Below are 19,603 nucleotides of genomic sequence, written 5' to 3'. Positions count from 1 at the left end.
ACATGAAATACGCGAAACTGATCGATGAAGCGCGCGCAGCGCGCGAGCTGGCCTATGCCCCTTACTCGAAGTTCAAGGTGGGCGCCGCGCTGGAATGCAAGGATGGCCGCATCTTCCGCGGCTGTAATGTGGAGAATGCGTCCTATGGCCTGTGCAACTGCGCCGAGCGCACCGCCCTGTTCAGCGCCATCGCCAGCGGTTACCGGCCGGGCGATTTCGCGGCCCTGGCCGTGATCGGCCAGACCGACGGTCCGATCGCGCCCTGCGGCGCCTGCCGCCAGGTGATCCTGGAGCTGGGTGGCAACGAGCTGCCGGTGGTGCTGACCAACCTGAGCGGCGACGTGTTCGAGACCACCGCGGCGGCGCAGCTGCCGAATGCCTTTGGCGGCCGTGACCTGGGAAATTGAACAGGCCTTGTGATCCCGCATTCGGGCACCACTGTGATGACATCCTTACATGACCAACCTTGATTCGGAGGAAACCATGAAGAACGTCATCGTGCTGTTGAGTGGTGTCATTATCGCGGCAAGCGCCGCGGCCCAGGCCGACAAGACCGGTGCGAGCACTACCCAGGCCGAAAGGAAGGGAACCGTCGACCGGCAACTGCCCGCCAACACCGGGCGCGACAAGCAGGCGAACCCGGCGGCCGAGGGCCCGGAAAGCGCGAATGTCGTCGATCCCGGTTTCCAGGGCGGCAGCAAGCAAGAGACGACCGCATCCGGTCTTGGGCAGTCGAAAAACAAGGACGAGCGGTCACCGGACAAGACCCGTGCGGACGTGCAGGACATCGAAAACAAGACGAAGCAGTAAGCGTTCGTCCAGTCGGCCTCCGATTGGAACGTCATCGGGGCCGTTTCTGATTACCACATCAGGTCGTCAGGAATCTTGTAATCCGCGTACGGATCGTCTTCTTCCACCTCCTGCGCCTTCTTCTTGATCTGGACCACGATCGAGGCATCGCGCTGGGCGATCTTTTCGCCGATCACGCGCGGCACCAGCTCGAAGCTGCCATGCATGTGGACGATCACCAGGCGTCCCGCCACCAGGTGCTCCACGATCTGCGCCGTCACGTGGATGCGTTCGATCTTGGTGCCGAAGGTAAAATTATAGGGCACGTCGCCCTTGCCCTTCGACTGCTTGTTCTGCTGCACCAGCTGGGCGATCTGGGCCAGGATGGCTTTCTGGGCGGCATCGGCGTCGCGCTGGGCGTTCAGCTCGCGCGCGCGCTCGGCGTTCTTGCGCTGCATCTCGAGCGCCGCTTCACGCGACTGGTTGACCTTTTCCACGCCGGTGCGCAACACTTCCTTGTGTTGCTTGCTCTTGTCCTGGTTGACCTGCTTGACCTTCTTCTTGTCGACCAGGCCGGCTTTCAATAACTGCTCTTGCAGCGAGACCATGTTGTGCTTCCTTGAAATGATGAATGCCGCTCGCGGCGCCAGCCGACAGCATAGCAACAAGCGGGGCGGAAAGCGATCAGGGCATGTCGCATGGGACGATGAGGTCGCCATTGGACAACTTGAATTCCGATGACTTATCCACAACATGGTGGAATACGTCCATCAGACAGGAGCTCGACAATGAACCCATCCGACGAAAAGATGTTGCAGGATTTTTTGGGCCAGCTGGTGCAGGCCCGTGGCGTGGCCAAGGATCCGGAGGCCGATGCGCTGATCGCGCGCGCCGTGGCCCAGCAGCCGGACGCCGCCTACCTGCTGGTGCAGCGCGCCTTGCTGGTGGAGCAGGCGCTGGGCAATGCCAAGGCGCGCATCGCCGAACTGGAGAACCAGGGCGGCAAGGGCGGCGGGGGCTTCCTCGACGCCAATCAATGGGGCAACTCCGCGCAAGGCCAGCCATCGAATCCGGTCCCGGGCATCCAGCAGGGGGCATACCAGCAAAACGGACCGACCGGCTCCGCACCGCAGGCCCAGACGGCGAAAAGCGGCGGCTTCCTGGGCGGCGCCGGCGGCGGTCTGCTGGGCACGGTGGCAGCCACGGCGGCCGGTGTGGCGGCGGGCAGCTTCCTGTTCCACGGCATCGGCAACCTGCTGGGCAATGACGGGCAGGGCGCCTCGAACCACTTGTTGGCGGACAATGCGGCCGACGGTGGCGCCGCCGAGGCGGCAGGGGGCGGGGCGCTGGCGGACCAGGCCGGCATCGGCGCGATCGACGAGCCGGGCGGCGACAGCCTGGCCGACAACAACAACGACGACAGCCTGGGCGGCTTCTTCGACGGCGACGGTTCCGACGAAGGATTATTCGGCTAAGCGCCTGCCAGCATGACCCCTGCCGCCGCCGACAGGATCACGACGATCCATGGCGGCGCTTTCCAGACCACCAGCAGCAGGAAGCCGGCCAGCGCGATGCCGGCGTCGCGCACGTCGAACACGGCGCCCGTCCACACCGGATCGGCCAGCGCGGCGGCGAGGATGCCGACCACGGCGGCGTTTGCGCCCATCATCGCGTGGCGCGCGGCGGCATGACGGCGCAGGCGGTCCCAGAACGGCAGCGTCCCGTAGACGAGCAACAGGCCGGGCAAGAACAGCGCCAGCAGGGCGATCGCGGCGCCAGCAAGCGCGCTCGCCGTCATGCTTGCCTGGGCGCCGAGGAAAGCCGCAAACGCGAACAGCGGTCCGGGCAGCGCCTGGGCGAGACCATAACCGGCCAGGAAGGTCTCATTCGGGATCGAGCCGCTGGCCACCGTCTCGGCCTGCAGCAGCGGCAGCACGACGTGGCCGCCGCCAAAGACCAGGGCGCCGGAGCGGTAGAAGGCATCGAACAGCGCCAGCGGGCGATATGCCGTCAGGGCGGCCAATAGCGCAAGCCCGAGCAGCAGGACGGCGAACAGCACGAGCGCCGCGCTGCCGGCACGGCGGCCAATCGGTACGGACAGCTCCGCACCGGGCTGCGCGACAGGACCCCGGCACAGCCAGTAGCCGGCGCCGGCGCCCGCGGCGATGGCGGCCAGTTGCCCGGCCGGCCCGCTGGCCAGGATCACGATTGCAATGGCGGCGAGCGCGATCGCGATGCGCCTGCGGTCCGGCGTGAGGGTGCGCGCCATGCCCCACACCGCCTGCGCCACCACGGCCACCGCCACCAGCTTGAGGCCGTGCACGACACCGTTCGCCGCCGCTCCGGAAAGGCCCGCCGCGCCCAGCGCGAACGCGAACATCAGCAGCGCCGAAGGCAGCGTGAAGCCGACCCAGGCCGCGAGGCCACCAGGCAGTCCGCCGCCGCGCAGGACGCCGAGCGCAAAGCCGACCTGGCTCGACGCCGGCCCGGGCAGGAACTGGCACAGCGCCACCAGGTCGCCATAGCGCGCATCGTCGAGCCACTGGCGGCGCAGGACGAACTCGTTGCGAAAGTAGCCCAGATGGGCGATCGGGCCGCCGAACGAGGTCAGGCCGAGTTTCAGGAAGATCCAGAAGATGGACCATGCAGAGGAGGGCGGGGCGGCGGGGCGTTGAATCATGGGCGGATCGTGTGCAGGAACGGCCCAGCATAGCAGCAAACGATGTCGCATCCATGACGCGGCGAGAGTAAGATGGCGGCCATCATGCCTATCGCTCCCTATCTCGACGCCCTCCCGCAACTCGCCGGCGGCGTCTATCTCCACGCATCGGCCCAGGTCATCGGCAACGTGCGCATCGGCGCCGATTCCTCGGTCTGGTGCAACGCCGTGCTGCGCGGCGACGTCAACGACATCGTCATCGGCCGCTGCACCAATATCCAGGACCTGACGATGGGCCACGTCGCCCACCGCACACCCCACAAGCCGCAGGGCTCGCCCCTGGTCATCGGCGACTACGTCACGGTCGGCCATTCGGTCATCCTGCACGGCTGCCGCATCGGCAACGACTGCCTGGTCGGCATGGGCAGCATCGTGATGGACGACGCCGTGATCGAAGACCTGGTGATGCTCGGCGCCGGCAGCCTGGTCACGCCGGGCAAGCGGCTGGAAAGCGGATTCCTGTACATGGGCCGGCCGGCCGAGAAGGTGCGTCCGCTGACGGACGCCGAGAAGAGCTGGCTGCGCTACTCGGCCGAGCACTACGTGCGGGTCAAGGACAATTACCAGAATACGCCGGCGCAGCCCTGACGCGCTTTACATCTGCTGGAACAGCGCGCCGTGGTTGCGGCTCACTTCCAGTTCTTCCGGGTAGCCGCGCAGGCTGAGCATCTGGCGCCCGCGCAGGTCGCGCCGCACCTCCGCGATCGCATCCACGCGCACCAGGGTCGAGCGGTGGATGCGCCAGAACTCGTCCGGGTCCAGCTCTTCTTCCAGTTCCTTCAGCGTCTTGCGGATCAGGTGCTGGGCGGTGGCGGTCTGCACCCGCGTGTACTTGTCGTCCGACTGGAAGAACAGCACTTCGCGCGTGCTCACCATGCGCAGGCTGTTGCCGGACTGGGCCTGGATCCAGCGCAGATACGCCGGCTTGGCGGCGGCGGCCCCGTTCTGGACCAGAAGCTGCTCACTCAATTGCGCCAGCTGCGCCAGCCGGGCCAGTTGCGCGCCGATGTCCTGCGGCGTGTGCTCCAGCCGGCGGCGCAGGCGCGCCACCGTCGTTTCCAGCCGCGCCAGGGTGACGGGCTTGAGGAGGTAGTCGATGGCGCCCTGCTCGAAGGCCTCGACCGCATACTGGTCGTAGGCGGTGGCGAACACGATGTGGCAGCGCTCGTACATCTGGCGCGCGGCATCGATGCCGCCCATGCCCGGCATGCGAATGTCGAGGAAGGCGATGTCGGGCTTGTGCTCGAGCGCCAGCGCCACCGCTTCGGCGCCGTTGGCCGCTTCGGCCACGATGCGCAGCTCCGGCCACGCCTCGTGCAGGCGCGCGCGCAGCTGGTCGCGCATGGGCGCTTCGTCGTCGGCGATCAGGGCCGTCGGGTGCGGGTGGGCCATCAGCCGTCTTCCGTCATGCGATAGGGCAGGCGGATCGACACGCAGGCGCCGCCGCCCGGCAGGGCTTCGATCACGAGTTCGGCATCCTTGCCATACAACAGCGCCAGCCGCTCGCGGATGTTGGCCAGGCCGACGCCGCTGCCGGCATGCAGGTTGAAGCCGACGCCGTCGTCGCACACGTCGACGCACAGGGTGGCGCCTTCGACCCGCGCGCGCACCGTGATCGTGCCGCCCGCGACCTTCGGCTCCAGGCCATGCTTGATCGCGTTCTCGATCAGGGTCTGCAGCATCATCGGCGGGAACGGCGAGCTGCCGAGGAAGTCGGGCACCTCGAAGCGCACCGCCAGCCTTTCCTTCATGCGCGCCTGCATGATGGACAGGTAGGCGCGCGACAGTTCGACCTGCTTGCCCAATGTGCCGCCCGCGCCCCTGGTATTGCGCATCTGCGGCAGCGAGGCGCGCAGGTATTCGATCAGGTGGCCGTGCACGCGCGCCGCTTCCCTGGGGTCGGTCTCGATCAGCTGGCCGATCAGGGCCAGCGTGTTGAACAGGAAGTGCGGTTCGACCTGGGCCTGGAGCGTGGCCATCTGCGCCTCGGTCAGGCGCCGCTCGAGATTGGCGACGTCGGCCTTGGTCGAGGCGTCGCGCGCCAGCAGCTCGGCGCGGCGCTTGCCGCCGGCCAGCACCTTGACCCCGAACGAGATCAGGATGAACCAGATCGCCGGCTCCGTCAGCTTGACGAACATGCCGGTCACGAACACCAGGAACCAGACCAGATAGAGCTGGCGCCACTCGATCAGGGCGAGCCAGTCGAAGAAGCGCCACCACAGCACGCCCGCCTCGCGGAAAGCGTCGCGGACGAAGTCGAGTGCGCGGTTGATCTGGGTGGCGGCCATGGTATTTACTCTTGCGTGTAATGCTCGATGCGGCGCGGCTCGCGGCCGAAGATGGCGATGGCGAGGAATTTCAGCAGCAGCAGGCCGACGAACAGCGCCAGCACGATCGGCACGATGGTGATCAGCGCCGCCAGCACGATCGCGATCACCAGCAACACCGGCCACGGCATGCGGCGCAGCGAACGGGCGCTGGACTTCGCCAGGCGCCAGGTTGTGCGGCCAGCAACTTCCATATTGCGCAGGATCGATTGGAAGCGACTGGTGGGCGTATGAATGGTTTTCATGCGTGCAAGTCCTTTCTAACAATGATGACCCTACTGTAGGGATGCACCCATGTTACGCCAAGAGCGATCCGATAAACGGTGCGAATCCGGGGACGGGCGGTCGTGAGGGCGGATGAACGGGGACGCTGTCGACCCCGTCCTCGCTGGTAAATACGCGCTATTGCCCGATCAGCTTGAGCGCCTCTTGCCGCATCACGTCCAGCATGCCGGCCTCGGGCGTGCGCGCGCAGGCCGCCACCGTGGCGTTCAGGACCGGTTCCAGGGCCGGGAAGGATTGGCGCGCCGAGCCTTCGCGGTGCATGCTGTAGATCAGCGTGCCGATGCTTTCATAGGTCACCGGCAACTCGCGCAGGCTGCGTTCCGGGAAGGTGGCGGCCTGCCAGGCGGCATCGACGTTGAAATCGGCGCAGCTCTTGGTGGCGATGGTGGTGCCGTGGTCTTTCTTGAACTTGAAGATCACCAGGCCGCTGCGGTGCTCGCCAGTAGCAGGGATGTCCAGCCGCCTGGCCATGGCCAGCGCCAGCGCATCGAGTTCGGCCGAGCGCGAGGAGTCGCGCACCGAAACGACCCCTTTGCGGCCCTTGTCGTCGAGGGCCAGTTCGACCGTCACATTGCCCTGCACGCCGCGCCGCGCGAGCGCCGCCGGATAGCCGGCATCGGTCGCGAAGATGGTGATCTCGCGCCAGGTCGGCAGCGTGGCCTGGGCCGCGGCCGATTGCGGCGCCATGGCCAGCAGGGACAGCGCCAGGCTCGAACCTGCCGCCAGGGCCTTCATCGTGCGATTCCGTCTTGCCATCAAGGGGCCGTCCTGTCGTTCCAGTAGTCGCGCAGCAGGCCGTAGAAGACGGTGTCGGCGTACTCTCCGTGCACCAGCCAGCGCTGCGGCATGAAGCCTTCCTTGCGAAAGCCCAGTTTTTCCAGCACGCGGCCGGAGGCGACGTTGCGCGGGTCGATGTCGGCCTCGACCCGGTTCAGGCCGACCTCGCGGAAGCCATGGTCCAGCGCGGCCGATACCGCTTCGAAGGCGTAGCCATGGCCCCAGTGCGCGCTGCCGAGCGCGTAGCCGAGTTCGCAGCGCCTGTTCTGGTTGAAGAAGTGGTGCAGGGCCACGGTGCCGATCAGCTCGCGGTTCGATGCCAGTTCGATCGCGAAGCGCAGCTCGGTCTCGTCGCGGTAGGCTTCCAGCGCGCGGGCGATGGCGGCTTCGGCGAAGGAGATGTCGGTCCACGGTTCGGCGCTCCAGTAGCGCACCACGGCCGGGTCGGAAAAGATGGTGTGCAGGGCCGGCGCATCGCTCGCGGCCAGCGGGCGCAGCACCAGGCGTTCGGTGGTCAGGACAGGGGTGATATAAGTCGACATGGTTTGCATTGCCAGTGTGATCAGCGCTAGCATACCACTGCCGTGACGCCTGCAGGCAGGGCGACGACCCATGGCTTTTCCTGGGGCTAACACGATGCGTGTCGCATGTTTTTGCGCTCGCGCATGCCGCCAACCGCGTGCCTGTTGCAAGTCTCGCCATTCTTGTTCAAACTTCATTGCTTCAGAGCGCCATTGAACGGGGAGCGCATCATGTATGAGTCCAGGCCTTCCGCGATGTCATCTTTCTGGATGCCATTCACCAATAACCGCGACTTCAAGCGCGATCCGCGCCTGCTGGTCTCCGCCAAAGGCATGTATTACCGCGACGTCGATGGCCGCCAGGTGCTCGACGGCGCCGCCGGCCTGTGGTGCGTGCCCTGCGGCCACGGCCAGCCGAAGATCGCCGAAGCCATCGCCGCGATGGCCGGCCAGCTCGACTACGCACCCACTTTCCAGATGGGCCACCCGGCCGCCTTCGAACTGGCCGAACGCCTGATGGCGTTCAGCGGCCACCGCTTCGGCCACGTGTTCTATACGGGGTCGGGATCGGAAGCGGTCGACACCGCGCTCAAGATCGCGCTGGCCTACCACCGCGCGCGCGGGGAGGGTGGACGCACGCGCCTGATCGGCCGCGAGCGCGGCTACCATGGCGTGGGCTTCGGCGGCATCTCGGTCGGCGGCATCGGCGCCAACCGCAAGCACTTCGGGCCCCTGCTGCCGGGCGTCGACCACCTGCGCCACACGCATGACCTGGAGCGCAACGCCTATGCACGCGGCGAACCCGAACACGGCGTCGAACTGGCCGAAGACCTCGAACGCATGGTGGCGCTGCACGACCCGTCGACCATCGCGGCCGTGATCGTGGAGCCGGTATCCGGCTCGACCGGCGTACTGATTCCTCCCAAGGGTTATCTCAAGCGCCTGCGCGAGATCTGCGACCGCCACGGCATCCTGTTGATCTTTGACGAGGTCATCACCGGCTTCGGACGCCTGGGCACGCCCTTCGCCAGCGACTGGTTCGGCGTCGAGCCCGACCTGATGGCCACGGCCAAGGGCATCACCAATGGCGCGGTGCCGATGGGCGCGGTGTTCAGCAAGTCCTTCATCCACGACGCCTTCATGGAGGGGCCGGCCGGGATCGAGCTGTTTCACGGCTATACCTATTCCGGTCACCCGCTGGCCTGCGCCGCCGCGCTGGCCACGCTGGACGTGTTCCGCGAACAGGCGGTGCTGGACAACGCGGCGCGCATGCAGCCGTATTTCGAGGAGGCGCTGCAATCGCTGCGCGGCCTGCCGCACGTGATCGACCTGCGCTCGATCGGCATCATCGCCGCCATCGAGCTGGCGCCGATCCCGGGCCAGCCCGGCGCGCGCGGCTATGCGGCGCTCAAGCAGGCCTTCGCCGAGGGCCTCCTCATCCGCATTACGGGCGACATCATCGCGCTGTCGCCGCCGCTGGTACTGGAAAAACAACACGTCGACGAATTGTTCGGCAAGCTGGCCAGGGTCCTGACGCAACTGGCTTGAGCGCATGGACTGACAACACAGAGGGCGCGCCACGCCCCGCCTGAGAAGAAAGAGAGACCGATGACCGCCACCACCGACGTCCTGGACCTGTCCGCATCCAAAGCATCTTCCCTCGCCGGCGAACCGGCGCCGCCGACCGGCAAGCAGGTGGCCGTGGTCGGCGCCGGCATGGCCGGCATGGCTTGCGCCATCCGGCTGGCGCTGCTCGGCAATGGCGTCGTGCTATACGAAGCGCGCTCGCGCGAGCGCATGAGTGAGACTGCGCCGGCGTGCGCATCCGAACAGGCGCTGTTCGAGCGCCTGCAGGCCCAGGGCCGCATCCGTTGCGAATATAAGCGCAAGCTGGGCGTCGACCTCGAGCTGGCCGACCTGCACCTGTGGCATGACGCGATCTTCCTGGGCGTCGGCCTGGCGTCCAGCCGCGTGCTGGCGCTGTCCGGCAGCGATCCGGCCGGCCTGGTCGACGCCGGCCGCCGGCTGGCCGCCGTGTATGCGCTGGACGACCTGCTGGCGCTGCCGGTGCCGCAGCGCGCGATCGTGATCGGCGCCAGCCGCGGCGCGGTCGGCATGGCGGCGCGCCTCAAGCAATTGGGCGCCCAGGACGTCACGCTGGCGCTGCGCCACGCCCTGACGCCCGACGGCCGCGAAGAAGAAGTCGCGCGCGCCTGCTTCGTGCGGGTGCGCGGCTGGGTCGCGCCGCTCGAGGTGCTGCGCGACGAACGCGGTGCGGTCGGGGCGGTGCGCTTCGAGCAGACCCGCCTGCTGGGCGACCGCATGGTCGACACCGGCGGCTTCACCGAGATCGCCGCCCACGCCGTGTTCAAGGCAGTGGGCCGCGCGCCCGGGGCCGAATACGACCCGCTGGTGCGCCAGCAGTCGCGCGAGGGCGACCGGATCGAGGTCGACGGGTGCTTCCGCACCGCGCTGCCGGGCATCTATGCCGGCGGCGACTGCGTGGCGGCGCACCTGGAGCGGATGCAGGCCCGCCGCCATGGCCTGCAGGCGGCGCAGGCGATCCATGCCGACCTGCAGGCCTGAGGTTTTCGCGTCGTATTGACGTTTGCGTTACACTCGCGCGCATCGATTCCACAGTTTGACTTCGCATGCGCGCCGTGACTCATCCGACCTATACCGACAACGACCTCTGGAACGACGACCTCGCTCCAACCACCGCAGCCCAGCGCACCTGGCGCTGGTACCACTTCGCCGCCCTGTGGGTGGGCATGGTGATGTGCATCCCCGCCTACACGCTGTCGGCCAGCCTGGTGGAGGCCGGCATGTCGGGCTGGCAGGCGGTGCTGACCGTGTTCCTGGCGAACGCCATCGTGCTGGTGCCGATGCTGCTGATCGGCCATGCCGGGGCCAAGTACGGCATTCCCTACGCGGTGCTGGCGCGCACCTCGTTCGGTACTGGCGGCGCCAGGCTGCCGGCGCTGATGCGCGCCATCGTCGCCTGCGGCTGGTACGGCATCCAGACCTGGTTCGGCGGCAGCATGATCTATACCCTGCTGGGCGTGATGAACGGCGCCCCGATCGGTGGCGAAGCGCTCGGCTGGCTCGGCATCAACCTGGCGCAGCTGGCCTGTTTCCTCGCGTTCTGGGCGATCCAGCTGTACTTCGTGGTGCACGGCATGGAGTCGATCCGCCAGCTCGAGACCTGGACCGCTCCCCTGAAAATCGCGATCTGCTTCGTGCTGCTGTGGTGGGTGCACAGGCAGGTCGGCGGGGAGGGTTTCGGTCCGCTGCTCGAGCAGCGTTCGCAATTCGTGCCCGGTGGGGCCAAAGAGGGGCAGTTCTGGTCCACCTTCTGGCCGTCGCTGACCGCCATGATCGGCTTCTGGGCGACCCTCGCGCTGAACATCCCCGACTTCACCCGCTTCGCCAGGTCGCAGCGCGACCAGGTGATCGGCCAGACCGTCGGCCTGCCGCTGCCCATGGGCCTGCTGGCTGCGCTGGCGGTGATCGTCACCTCGGCCACCGTGGTCCTGTACGGCAAGGCGCTGTGGGACCCGGTCGACCTGGCCAGCCGCATGACCGGCATCGCGTTGCTGGTCGCCCTGATCGTGCTGCTGGTCGATACGGTCAGCGTGAACCTCGCGGCCAACCTGGTCGGCCCTGCCTACGATTTCTCGGCGCTGGCGCCGCGCCGCATCAGCTATCGCACCGGCGGCTACATCACGGCCGGGCTGGCGCTGCTCATGATGCCCTGGAAGATCCTGGAGTCGACCCAGAACTACATCATGACCTGGCTGGTCGGCTACTCGGCCTTGCTGGGACCGATCGCCGGCGTGCTGGTGGTCGACTACTACCTGGTGCGCAAGACCACGCTCGACGTCGACCAGCTGTATCGCCACGATGGCATCTACGGCTATGGCAATGGCTGGAACAAGGCGGCGCTGGTGGCCTTCGCGCTGGGCGTGCTGCCCAATATCCCCGGCTTCCTGAACGCGGCCTTCCCGGCCAGCTTCCCCGACGTCGGCGACGCCTTCAAGACGATCTATACCTATGCGTGGTTCGTCGGCGTCGCGATCGCCGCCGTGGTCTACGGCCTCATGATGAAAGGGATGGAAGGGCGGGGCGCGCGATGACGGTGCGCTTGCGCCCTGGACAATTCCATGGCCGGGGCACGACGTCCACCTGCACTGAGAAGCTACTCACGACGCCGATCCTGCCGGCGCTGCCGCCGGAGTAAAGGCGCGCAGAAAGTCGAGCATCACCATGCCGGCGATTTCGGCGTCGTCGGCGCTCATGGTCTCGAGCGGATTGTGGCTGATGCCGCCGTTGCCGCAGCGGACGAACAGCATCGCGACCTCGCTCAGCCGGGCCATGCGCATCGCGTCGTGACCGGCGCCGGAAGGTAATGCAAAGAACGGCAGGCCGGCGCGTTCGACCGCGGACGCCAGCTGGTTCATCAGCCGCGGCGCGCAGGGCGCGGCGTCGATCTCGAGCAGCTTGTGCAGTTTTTCCTGGATGCCGCGCCGCGCGCAGATTTGCCTGACTCCGGCCAGGATGTCGTCCACGGCCGCCAGGCGAGTCTCGTCGTCCGCGGCGCGGATGTCGAGCGACAGGCGGCAGGCGCCGGGCACCACGTTGACCGAGCCGGCCGGCACCTCCAGCTGGCCGACCGTGCCGACCAGTGAAGCCGGGCCGCTGCAGCGGCTTTCCACCAGCAGCACGATTTCAGCGGCGGCGGCGGCGGCGTCGCGCCGCATGCCCATCGGCGTGGTGCCGGCATGGCTGGCCACGCCCTTCAGTTCGACCAGGTAGCGCGAGCTGCCCGCGATCGCGCTCACCACGCCCAGCGGAAGGCCGCGCCCGAGCAGCACCGGTCCCTGCTCGATATGCACCTCGACGAAGCCGAGCACCATGGCGGGATCGCGCGCGATGGCGGGGATGGCGGCCGGATCGTGGCCGGCGGCCGCCAGCGCGTCGCGCAGCGCAATGCCGTCGGCGTCGCGCGCATCGAGCAGGGCCAGGTCGAAGCCGCCGGCCACGGCGCTGCTGCCGAGGAAGGTGCTGCGATAGCGCACGCCTTCTTCTTCGGCGAAGGCGATCACTTCGAGGTCGTAGCGCAGGCGCTCGCCGCGTGCATGCAGCCGGCCAACCAGCGCGATGGGCAGCAGGATGCCGAGCCGGCCGTCGTACTTGCCGCCGTTGCGCACCGTGTCGTAGTGCGAGCCGGTGATCAAGGTCCTGGCGCCGGGCCGGGTTGCGGCGTAGCGGCCGACCACGTTGCCGACGGCGTCGACCCGGACCGTCATGCCGGCGTCGCGCATCCACCCGGCGATGGTGTCGGCGGTGCGCTGGTGGGCCGGCGTCATGTAGGCGCAGGTCAGGCCGGCGTCGCTGTCGCTGATGGCGCCGAGGGTCTCGCACCAGTCCATCACGGTGACCCCGATGGAGGGCTCGACACCAAGCAGGGCATTGAGACGGATCTCGGCGATGCGGTGCACCTGGCGCAGCGCTTCGCGCAGCTCGTCGCCGGGGGCGTTGTCGAGGCGGCGCACGAAGGTGTCGATGATGGCTTGCCGCGCCAGGCCGCGTCCCGTCGGGCCTTTCACGGCCAGGATGAAGGGAAAGCCGAAACGCTCGTTGTATTGCGCATTGAGCGCGTGCAGCCGAACGTATTCGTCGGGTGTGCAGCGATCCAGGCCTGAGCTGGCCTGTTCGCCGGTCGATTCACGCGTCAACTCGCCGGCGATGGCGGCCTTGCCGGCCAGCTCCGGGTGGGCGCGCAGAAGCGACAGCTGCTCCGCATCGCTCGCGCCGTCGACCGCCGCCTGCAAGGCCAGCTTGAGCGCCGCCAGTGTAGAGAAGGGACGGGCCGCGGCGGCGCGCGCCGCGATCCAGGGCGAATGTTCGTAGATGCCATGCAGCGCCTTGGCGAAAGCGTCGGCGTCGAGTTCGTTCAGCTCCCGGATCGTCGGCATGTCTATTCCTTTATCAAGGCCTTTGCCGCGCTGCTCACCTGGTCGCGCAGCCATTTGTGTTCGGTCGACTGGTGCACGCGCTGGTGCCACAGCTGGTAGAAGCGCATCGGCGGAAACTTGAGCGGCACCGTGAAGCTTTTCAGCGGCAGCGTCTTCTCGAAGGCGCGGATGAACTGGCGGCCGGTCGTCAGCACCAGGTCGCTCTGGGTCAGCATATACGGAATCACGCCGAAATAGGGCGACTCGACCGCCACCCTGCGCTGCAGGCCATGGCGCTCCAGCCAGGCGTCGATCACGCCGTGGTAGCCTGGCAGCATCTGGGTCGGGGCCACATGGGGCAGGTCGAGGTAGTCCTCGAGCGTCATCGCGTCCGGCGCCGTGCGCCTGGCGTACGGGCTGTCGGCGCGCATGGTGCAGATGATCGGGTCCTCGAACAGCTTGGACATGTGCAGGTGGGCGGGCGGCTCGTCCCAGTTGGCGATCACCAGGTCCATCTCGCCGTCGGACAGCATGCGCAGGTAGTCCAGGCCGGGGCCGAGGGCGTGGATGACGACCTTGCTGCCGGGCGAGCCGCGCCGCAGCAGCGCCACCACGTTCGGCAGGAAGCGCGCGTCGAGATAGTCGGGGGCGGCGATGTGGAAGGTGCGCGTCGCCTGCTCGGGCACGAACGGCGCCTTGCGCACGAACAGGCTCTCGGCTTCGTCGAGGATGCGCTTGGCAGGCTTGAGCAGGCTCTCGCCGTGCTGGGTCGGCACCATGCCGCGCGCGCCGCGCACCAGCAGCGGGTCGCCGGTCAGCTCGCGGAGTTTACGGAGCGAAGCCGAGATCGAGGGCTGCGGCTGGTTCAGCTTGAGCGCCACCCGCGAGACGTTCTTCTCCACCAGCAGCAGGTAGAGGATGCGGATCAGGTGCAGGTCGAGGTTGCGGGGCAGGCTGGACATCGCAAAGGCGAAACGTATATCAAGGTGGATATGTTGAATATACGCTAAATTTCATGTCGCAGAAATTGGAATCGGCGTATCTTCGATCCATCTCAGCCGCACCACGTTCACGAGGGAAGCCCATGTTCGAGACCGGATACCTGGCGCCATATGCTTTGGAGTGGTTCAACCTGCTGCTGCGCTGGCTGCACATCATTACCGGTATCGCCTGGATCGGCGCTTCCTTCTATTTCGTCTGGCTCGACAACACCATCAAGCCGCCGGCGCCCGGATCAAGCCTGGAGCGCAAGGGCGTGTCCGGCGAACTATGGGCGGTGCATGGCGGCGGCTTCTACAACCCGCAAAAATACCTGGTGGCGCCCGCCGAGCTGCCGCCGGAGCTGCACTGGTTCAAGTGGGAAGCCTATTCCACCTGGCTCTCGGGCTTCGCGCTGCTGGTGGTGGTCTACTACCTGAACGCCAGGGCGATGATGGTCGACCGCAGCGTGGCCGACCTCACGAGCTGGCAGGCGGTCGGCATCGGCATCGGCAGCCTGGTGGCGGGCTGGGTCGTGTACGACCTGCTGTGCCGTTCGAAGCTGGTGCAGCACCAGCTGGCGTTCGGCGCCACCATCTGGCTGCTGCTGGTCGGCAGCAGCTGGGTGCTCACCCACCTCCTCAGCGGACGCGCCGCCTACCTGCACGTGGGCGCGATGATCGGCACCATCATGGTGGCCAACGTGGCGATGCTGATCATTCCCGGCCAGCGCAAGATGGTAGGCGCCATGCTGGCGGGCGAGAAGCCCGATCCGAGCCACGGCATCAAGGCCAAGCAGCGCAGTGTGCACAACAATTATTTCACCCTGCCGGTGCTGTTCATCATGATCAGCAACCACTATGCGATGACCTACAACCACCCGCATGCCTGGGCCGTGCTGGGCGCGATCATGCTGGCAGGGGTGCTGATCCGCCACTTCTTCAACCTGCGCCACAAGGGCCGCATCGAGTGGCGGTATCCGGCCGCGGGCGTGGCGCTGCTGCTGGCATTGGCGGTCGTGCTGGCCCCAGGGCCGCGCGCCAGTGCCGATCCGGCAGTGGCGGCCGGCGTGGATGCCGCCGCGCGCTTCGCCACGGTGCGCACGATCATGGAGCAGCGCTGCGTGTCCTGCCACGCGCAGCAGCCGACGCAAGCCGGCTTCGCGGCGGCGCCGGGCGGGGTGATACTCGACACGCCGGAGCTGGTGAGCCAGCATGCGGCCCGCATCTACCAGCAGACGGTGCAACTGAAAGCCATGCCGCTGGCCAATCTCACCCATATGACCGATGCCGAACGCGCCCAGGTGGGGGCCTGGTTCGAAGCCGGCGCCGGCACAGGAAAAGCGCCATGAACAATCCCTTGCACCAGCGTCTTACCGACTGGATCGACGCGCACTTCGACGAGCAGGTCGCCTTCTTGCAGGAGGTGGTGCGGATCCCGACCGATACGCCGCCGGGGAACAACGCGCCGCATGCCGAGGCGGTGGCGGACATGCTTGAACGTGCCGGCTGGCCGGTCGAGCGTCATGCGGTGCCGGCGCAGGACGTGCGGGACCACGGCCTGGAGAGCATCACCAACCTGATCGTGCGCCGCCGGTATGGAGGGGACGGCCCCACGCTGGCGCTGAATGCCCACGGCGACGTGGTGCCGCCCGGTGAGGGCTGGACCAAACCGCCCTACGGCGCCGTGATCGAGGACGGCTACCTGTATGGGCGCGCGGCGGCAGTCTCGAAAAGCGACTTCGCCACCTATGTGTTCGCGACCCGCGCGCTGGAGGCGCTGGGCCTACCGTTATCGGGCGCGGTCGAGCTGCACTTCACCTACGACGAGGAAGTCGGCGGCCTGCTGGGGCCGGGCTGGCTGCTGAACCAGGGCCTGACGCGACCCGACTACGTGATCGCGGCCGGCTTCGGCTACGGCATCGTCACCGCCCACAACGCGTGCCTGCAGCTGGAAGTAACCGTGCACGGCAGGGCGGGCCATGGCGCGATGCCCGAGACCGCGGTCGACGCCCTGCAGGCCGCCACGAAAGTGCTGAGCGCGATCTATGGCGAGCTGCCGGCGTTGAAGAAGATCCGCAGCGCCGTGGCAGGCATCGGCTCGCCGACCATGATCGTCGGCCGCATCGATGGCGGGACCAATACCAATGTGGTGCCGGGGAGGGTGGTGTTAAGGATGGACCGGCGCATGATCCCCGAAGAAGATCCGGCGGCGGTGGAGGCGCAGGTGCGCGCTCTGGTCGGGGAAGCGGTGCGCGGCTTGCCCGGCATCCGCCTCGAGATCCGGCGCCTGCTGCTGTCGCAGGCGCTGCGGCCCTTGCCGGGCGTGGCGCCGCTGGTGGAGAGTTTGCAGCGCCATGGCCGCACCATCATGGGCGAGGAGATTCCCGCGCATGGCACGCCGCTGTATGCCGATGCGCGGCTGTACGGCGAACATGGCATCCCGGCCGTGCTGTATGGCGCCGGGCCGCGCACGGTGGAGGAGTCGAACGCCAAGAAGGCGGACGAGCGGTTGCTGCTGGAAGACTTGCGCAAGGCGACCAAGGTGGTGGCGCTGACCCTGCTCGATTTTCTCGGTCCGCGGTCCTGAAATACCGCCACCCCCGATTCAATCGTCGGCTTGAAAACGTCGTTCCCGCGGAGGCGGGAACCTCAGTGTTCAGCGTTGCCACTTCGCTTGACTATGTGGCGCGCTAAATGACTTGGGTTCCCGCCTGCGCGGGAACGACGTGTCAGCGGTGCGGATTACTTCTGCTTGAGCGACCGCTCGAACAGCTCATGAATCCGGCGATACTGGTCATACCACGCCTCCGGCTGCACATAGCCGTGACGCTCCAGCGGATAGCTCGCCATTTCCCACTTGTCCTTCTTCATCTCGATCAGACGCTGCGCCATGCGCACCGAGTCCTGGTAGAACACGTTATCGTCGATCATGCCGTGCGAGATCAAGAGGTGGCCCTTCAGGTTCTGCGCGTATTCGATCGGCGACGACTTCTTGTACGCCTCCGGATCGATGTCCGGGGTGTTCAGGATGTTGGCGGTGTACTCGTGGTTGTAGGTGGTCCAGTCGGTCACCGGGCGCAGCGCGGCGCCGGCCTTGAAGGTGTCCGGTGCGCGCATCAGGGCCATGAAGGTCATGAAGCCGCCGTAGCTGCCGCCATAGATGCCGACGTTGGCGGCGTCGCCCTGGTGCTGGTTCACCATGTACTTGACGCCGTCGATGTAGTCTTCCAGTTCCGGATGGCCCATCTGGCGATAGATCGCGGTGCGCCACTTGCTGCCGTAGCCTTTCGAGGCGCGGTAGTCCATGTCCAGCACCACGTAGCCGTTCTGCACCAGCAGGTTGTGGAACATCTGCTCGCGGAAGTAGTTCGGATAACGCTTGCTGACGTTCTGCAGGTAGCCGGCGCCGTGCACGAACATCACGACCGGATACTTCCTGCCCGGCTCGAGCTGGGCCGGACGATACAGCTTTGCCCACACCGGATCGCCGCCGGCGCTGGAAGGCACGGCCACGTACTGCGGCTGGATCCACTCGCGCGCCTTGAATTCCGGCGTACGGGTGTCGGTCAGCTTGCTCGCTTCGCCGCCCGAGACTGGCACGGTCGCGATCTGGATCGGGGTGTAGCTGGACGACCAGTGCACCAGCAGCTTCTTCTCGTCCGGCGACAGGGCGAACTTCTCGACGCCATCGAGCCTGGTCACTTCGCGGACCTCGGTTGCACCATTCGCGCCATTCGCTTTCACGGCGCAGACTTCGTAGTCGCCCGGCGTCTCGCGGTTGCACAGCATGTAGGCGGTGCTGCCGTCATAGGTCCAGCGCACGTCGCTGGCTTCCCACTTGCCGGTGGTGAGGGCGCGCGGCGCGGCGGCGCTGGCGCTGTCCTTGGTGTACAGGTGCGAGTAGCCGCTTTCCTCCGACAGGTACCACAGCGTGCGGTTGTCCGGCAGCCAGCCGAATTCGGCGTTGTCGTAGTTGACCCAGGCGCCGTCGCTCAGGCGGTGCAGGGGCTTCAGTTTCGCGGCGCCCAGGTCGACGCTGGCGATCCAGCGGTCCTTGTTGTCGACTGCGCGCAGCATGACGGCGACGTTGGCGCCGTTGGCGCTCCAGTCGATCGCGTTGCGCCCGCCCGAGACGACCACCGGGCGGTTGCCCTTCAGCGGATCTTTTTTAGCGGCGGCGCGCAGCTCGGCCAGCGGATCGACATTGACGCCCGGGAGCGCGTCGAAGGCGATGTCCTGCACCTTGTTGGTGCGCAGGTCGACCAGCTTCAGTGCATGCGGCACCGGCATGTTGCGGCCGACGCGGGTGCGCACGTCTTCGGTCTCCTCGTAGCCCGACTCGTTCACGTAGCGCGGCATCTTGCCGGCGCGGCCCTTGTCGGCGCCCTTGGCGGCGGTGACCACCAGCAGCCAGCGGCCGTCGGGCGACAGCGAACTGCCTTCGATGGTGACCTTGTCGCCCAGGTAGACCGGGTTCGGCGCCATCGAGGCGTCGGCGCGGCGCAGTTCGTCGGTGCGCGCGCGCAGGGCGTCGCGGTCATCCTTCTGGCGCTTGAGGTGCTCGATCAGGCGCAGCTCGGTCGAACGGTAGGGATCGTCCTCGGGCGCGTTCGGGTCCTTGGCGGCGCGCGGCAGGGCGGCCGGGCCGGTGACACGGCTGGCACGGTCCCACACATACCAGTCGTTGCCGACGCGGTACTGGACCGCGCGCTCGTCCGCCGTGTACTGGGCGGCGGTGATGCGGCTGGCGCCGCGGGTGACCTGGACCAGCTGGCCCGACTTGAGGTCGCGCTCGAACAGGTCGTTGTTGCGCAGGACCAGCATGCGGCTGTTGTTGCGGTTGTAGACGACGTCGGCGCTGTCGATCTTCGGCAGATCGGCGTCCTTGACCAGCTGGGCCTTGCCCGCCGCGACCTGGAACACGTCACGCACCGGCGAGCCGGTGCGTTTCTGCTTGTAGTACACCTGCTTGCCGTCCCAGCTGAACCAGGCGTCTTCCACCGGGGTGCCGATCCAGTCTGGATGGCTCATCGCCTGGTCGAGGGTGATTGGAGTGGAAGCCGCCGCCGGCAGCGCGATCAGTGCGGCGAAGGAGGCCGCAAACAGGGTAAGTGCAGGTGTTCGCATGGTGGGTCTGATGAGTGAAGAAATGGCGTACTTGCCAGCAATGCTTGCCAGAAATGCGCATGCATTCTAGCGCAGGCATTCATCAGGACCGCGAGATGTGACAGGTTTTTTTTGCTGTAAA

Annotated in this window: 19 protein-coding genes; 9 read left to right on the top strand and 10 right to left on the bottom strand. The window is 67.1% G+C overall.

The genetic code is table 11. The features are described from left to right. Positions 1–2: 2 nt before the first annotated feature. The gene (locus DIR46_RS08555) at positions 3–407 is read left to right on the top strand and encodes a cytidine deaminase (protein WP_109344858.1); all 405 of its coding nucleotides are present in this window, start codon (positions 3–5) and stop codon (positions 405–407) included. Between the two features lie 49 nt (positions 408–456). Continuing rightward, a complete protein-coding gene (locus tag DIR46_RS08550) occupies positions 457–810 on the top strand; it encodes a hypothetical protein (protein WP_109344857.1) in 354 nt (117 codons plus the stop codon). A gap of 50 nt (positions 811–860) precedes the next feature. Here the strand turns inward: DIR46_RS08550 and DIR46_RS08545 are convergent, their stop codons facing one another. After that, positions 861–1,397, bottom strand: coding sequence for a DUF2058 domain-containing protein (locus DIR46_RS08545; RefSeq protein ID WP_109344856.1), 537 nt, complete (start codon positions 1,395–1,397; stop codon positions 861–863). Positions 1,398–1,577: 180 nt separating this feature from the next. Between DIR46_RS08545 and DIR46_RS08540 the strand changes: the two genes are divergently transcribed. Further along, positions 1,578–2,264, top strand: coding sequence for a DUF2076 domain-containing protein (locus DIR46_RS08540; protein ID WP_162819481.1), 687 nt, complete (start codon positions 1,578–1,580; stop codon positions 2,262–2,264). Here the strand turns inward: DIR46_RS08540 and chrA are convergent. Further along, the gene (gene chrA, locus DIR46_RS08535) at positions 2,261–3,469 is read right to left on the bottom strand and encodes a chromate efflux transporter (protein WP_109344854.1); all 1,209 of its coding nucleotides are present in this window, start codon (positions 3,467–3,469) and stop codon (positions 2,261–2,263) included. The genes DIR46_RS08540 and chrA overlap by 4 nt on opposite strands. Before the next feature lie 84 nt (positions 3,470–3,553). Between chrA and DIR46_RS08530 the strand changes: the two genes are divergently transcribed. Beyond that, on the top strand, positions 3,554–4,096 hold the full coding sequence (locus tag DIR46_RS08530) for a gamma carbonic anhydrase family protein (RefSeq protein WP_109347961.1): 543 nt from the start codon (positions 3,554–3,556) through the stop codon (positions 4,094–4,096). A 6-nt stretch (positions 4,097–4,102) separates the two neighbouring features. Here the strand turns inward: DIR46_RS08530 and DIR46_RS08525 are convergent, their stop codons facing one another. From DIR46_RS08525 to DIR46_RS08505, 5 genes are all read right to left on the bottom strand, one after another. After that, positions 4,103–4,900, bottom strand: a complete 798-nt coding sequence (locus DIR46_RS08525) for a LytR/AlgR family response regulator transcription factor (protein WP_109344853.1) — start codon at positions 4,898–4,900, stop codon at positions 4,103–4,105. Next, entirely contained in the window at positions 4,900–5,796 is an 897-nt protein-coding gene (locus DIR46_RS08520) for a sensor histidine kinase (protein WP_109344852.1), read from the bottom strand. The genes DIR46_RS08525 and DIR46_RS08520 overlap by 1 nt, the downstream gene beginning before the upstream one ends. 5 nt (positions 5,797–5,801) lie before the next feature. Then, positions 5,802–6,080 carry a hypothetical protein gene (locus DIR46_RS08515; protein ID WP_109344851.1) on the bottom strand — a complete coding sequence of 93 codons (279 nt, stop codon included), beginning with the start codon at positions 6,078–6,080 and terminating at the stop codon, positions 5,802–5,804. 157 nt (positions 6,081–6,237) lie between these two features. After that, positions 6,238–6,876 carry a TonB family protein gene (locus tag DIR46_RS08510; RefSeq protein ID WP_109344850.1) on the bottom strand — a complete coding sequence of 213 codons (639 nt, stop codon included), beginning with the start codon at positions 6,874–6,876 and terminating at the stop codon, positions 6,238–6,240. Beyond that, positions 6,876–7,439 (bottom strand): GNAT family N-acetyltransferase, encoded by a 564-nt coding sequence (locus DIR46_RS08505; RefSeq protein ID WP_109344849.1) that lies wholly within the window; start codon positions 7,437–7,439, stop codon positions 6,876–6,878. Before DIR46_RS08505 ends, DIR46_RS08510 begins: the two co-directional genes overlap by 1 nt. Before the next feature lie 210 nt (positions 7,440–7,649). Here DIR46_RS08505 and aptA point away from each other — a divergent pair, with 210 nt between their 5' ends. The 3 genes from aptA (at position 7,650) to DIR46_RS08490 (ending at position 11,554) form a co-directional block, all read left to right on the top strand. Then, the gene (gene aptA, locus DIR46_RS08500; RefSeq protein WP_109344848.1) at positions 7,650–8,966 is read left to right on the top strand and encodes an omega-aminotransferase AptA; all 1,317 of its coding nucleotides are present in this window, start codon (positions 7,650–7,652) and stop codon (positions 8,964–8,966) included. Between the two features lie 60 nt (positions 8,967–9,026). After that, the gene (locus DIR46_RS08495) at positions 9,027–10,004 is read left to right on the top strand and encodes an FAD-dependent oxidoreductase (protein ID WP_109344847.1); all 978 of its coding nucleotides are present in this window, start codon (positions 9,027–9,029) and stop codon (positions 10,002–10,004) included. A gap of 65 nt (positions 10,005–10,069) precedes the next feature. Continuing rightward, positions 10,070–11,554: an NCS1 family nucleobase:cation symporter-1 gene (locus tag DIR46_RS08490; RefSeq protein ID WP_109344846.1), complete on the top strand. Its 1,485-nt coding sequence runs from the start codon at positions 10,070–10,072 to the stop codon at positions 11,552–11,554. Positions 11,555–11,620: 66 nt separating this feature from the next. On the opposite strand, the gene DIR46_RS08485 is transcribed toward DIR46_RS08490, so the two are convergent. Together DIR46_RS08485 and DIR46_RS08480 are read right to left on the bottom strand one after the other, a co-directional pair. Next, positions 11,621–13,396, bottom strand: coding sequence for an allantoate amidohydrolase (locus DIR46_RS08485; RefSeq protein ID WP_109344845.1), 1,776 nt, complete (start codon positions 13,394–13,396; stop codon positions 11,621–11,623). Between the two features lie 2 nt (positions 13,397–13,398). Beyond that, complete coding sequence (locus DIR46_RS08480; RefSeq protein ID WP_109344844.1) at positions 13,399–14,337, bottom strand: LysR substrate-binding domain-containing protein; 939 nt, start codon at positions 14,335–14,337, stop codon at positions 13,399–13,401. 122 nt (positions 14,338–14,459) lie between these two features. On the opposite strand from DIR46_RS08480, the gene DIR46_RS08475 reads away from it, so the two are divergent. Together DIR46_RS08475 and DIR46_RS08470 are read left to right on the top strand one after the other, a co-directional pair. Beyond that, positions 14,460–15,704, top strand: a complete 1,245-nt coding sequence (locus DIR46_RS08475) for a urate hydroxylase PuuD (RefSeq protein ID WP_109344843.1) — start codon at positions 14,460–14,462, stop codon at positions 15,702–15,704. Beyond that, positions 15,701–16,942: a M20/M25/M40 family metallo-hydrolase gene (locus DIR46_RS08470; protein ID WP_109344842.1), complete on the top strand. Its 1,242-nt coding sequence runs from the start codon at positions 15,701–15,703 to the stop codon at positions 16,940–16,942. The genes DIR46_RS08475 and DIR46_RS08470 overlap by 4 nt, the downstream gene beginning before the upstream one ends. Positions 16,943–17,097: 155 nt before the next feature. On the opposite strand, the gene DIR46_RS08465 is transcribed toward DIR46_RS08470, so the two are convergent. Continuing rightward, the gene (locus DIR46_RS08465; RefSeq protein WP_109344841.1) at positions 17,098–19,482 is read right to left on the bottom strand and encodes a S9 family peptidase; all 2,385 of its coding nucleotides are present in this window, start codon (positions 19,480–19,482) and stop codon (positions 17,098–17,100) included. Between the last annotated feature and the right edge of the window lie 121 nt (positions 19,483–19,603).

This window comes from Massilia oculi (genome assembly GCF_003143515.1).
In the GTDB taxonomy this organism is placed as follows: domain Bacteria; phylum Pseudomonadota; class Gammaproteobacteria; order Burkholderiales; family Burkholderiaceae_D; genus Telluria; species Telluria oculi.
The sequence above is the reverse complement of the archived record's forward strand: the minus strand, read 5'-3'. Positions and strand labels throughout refer to the sequence as shown.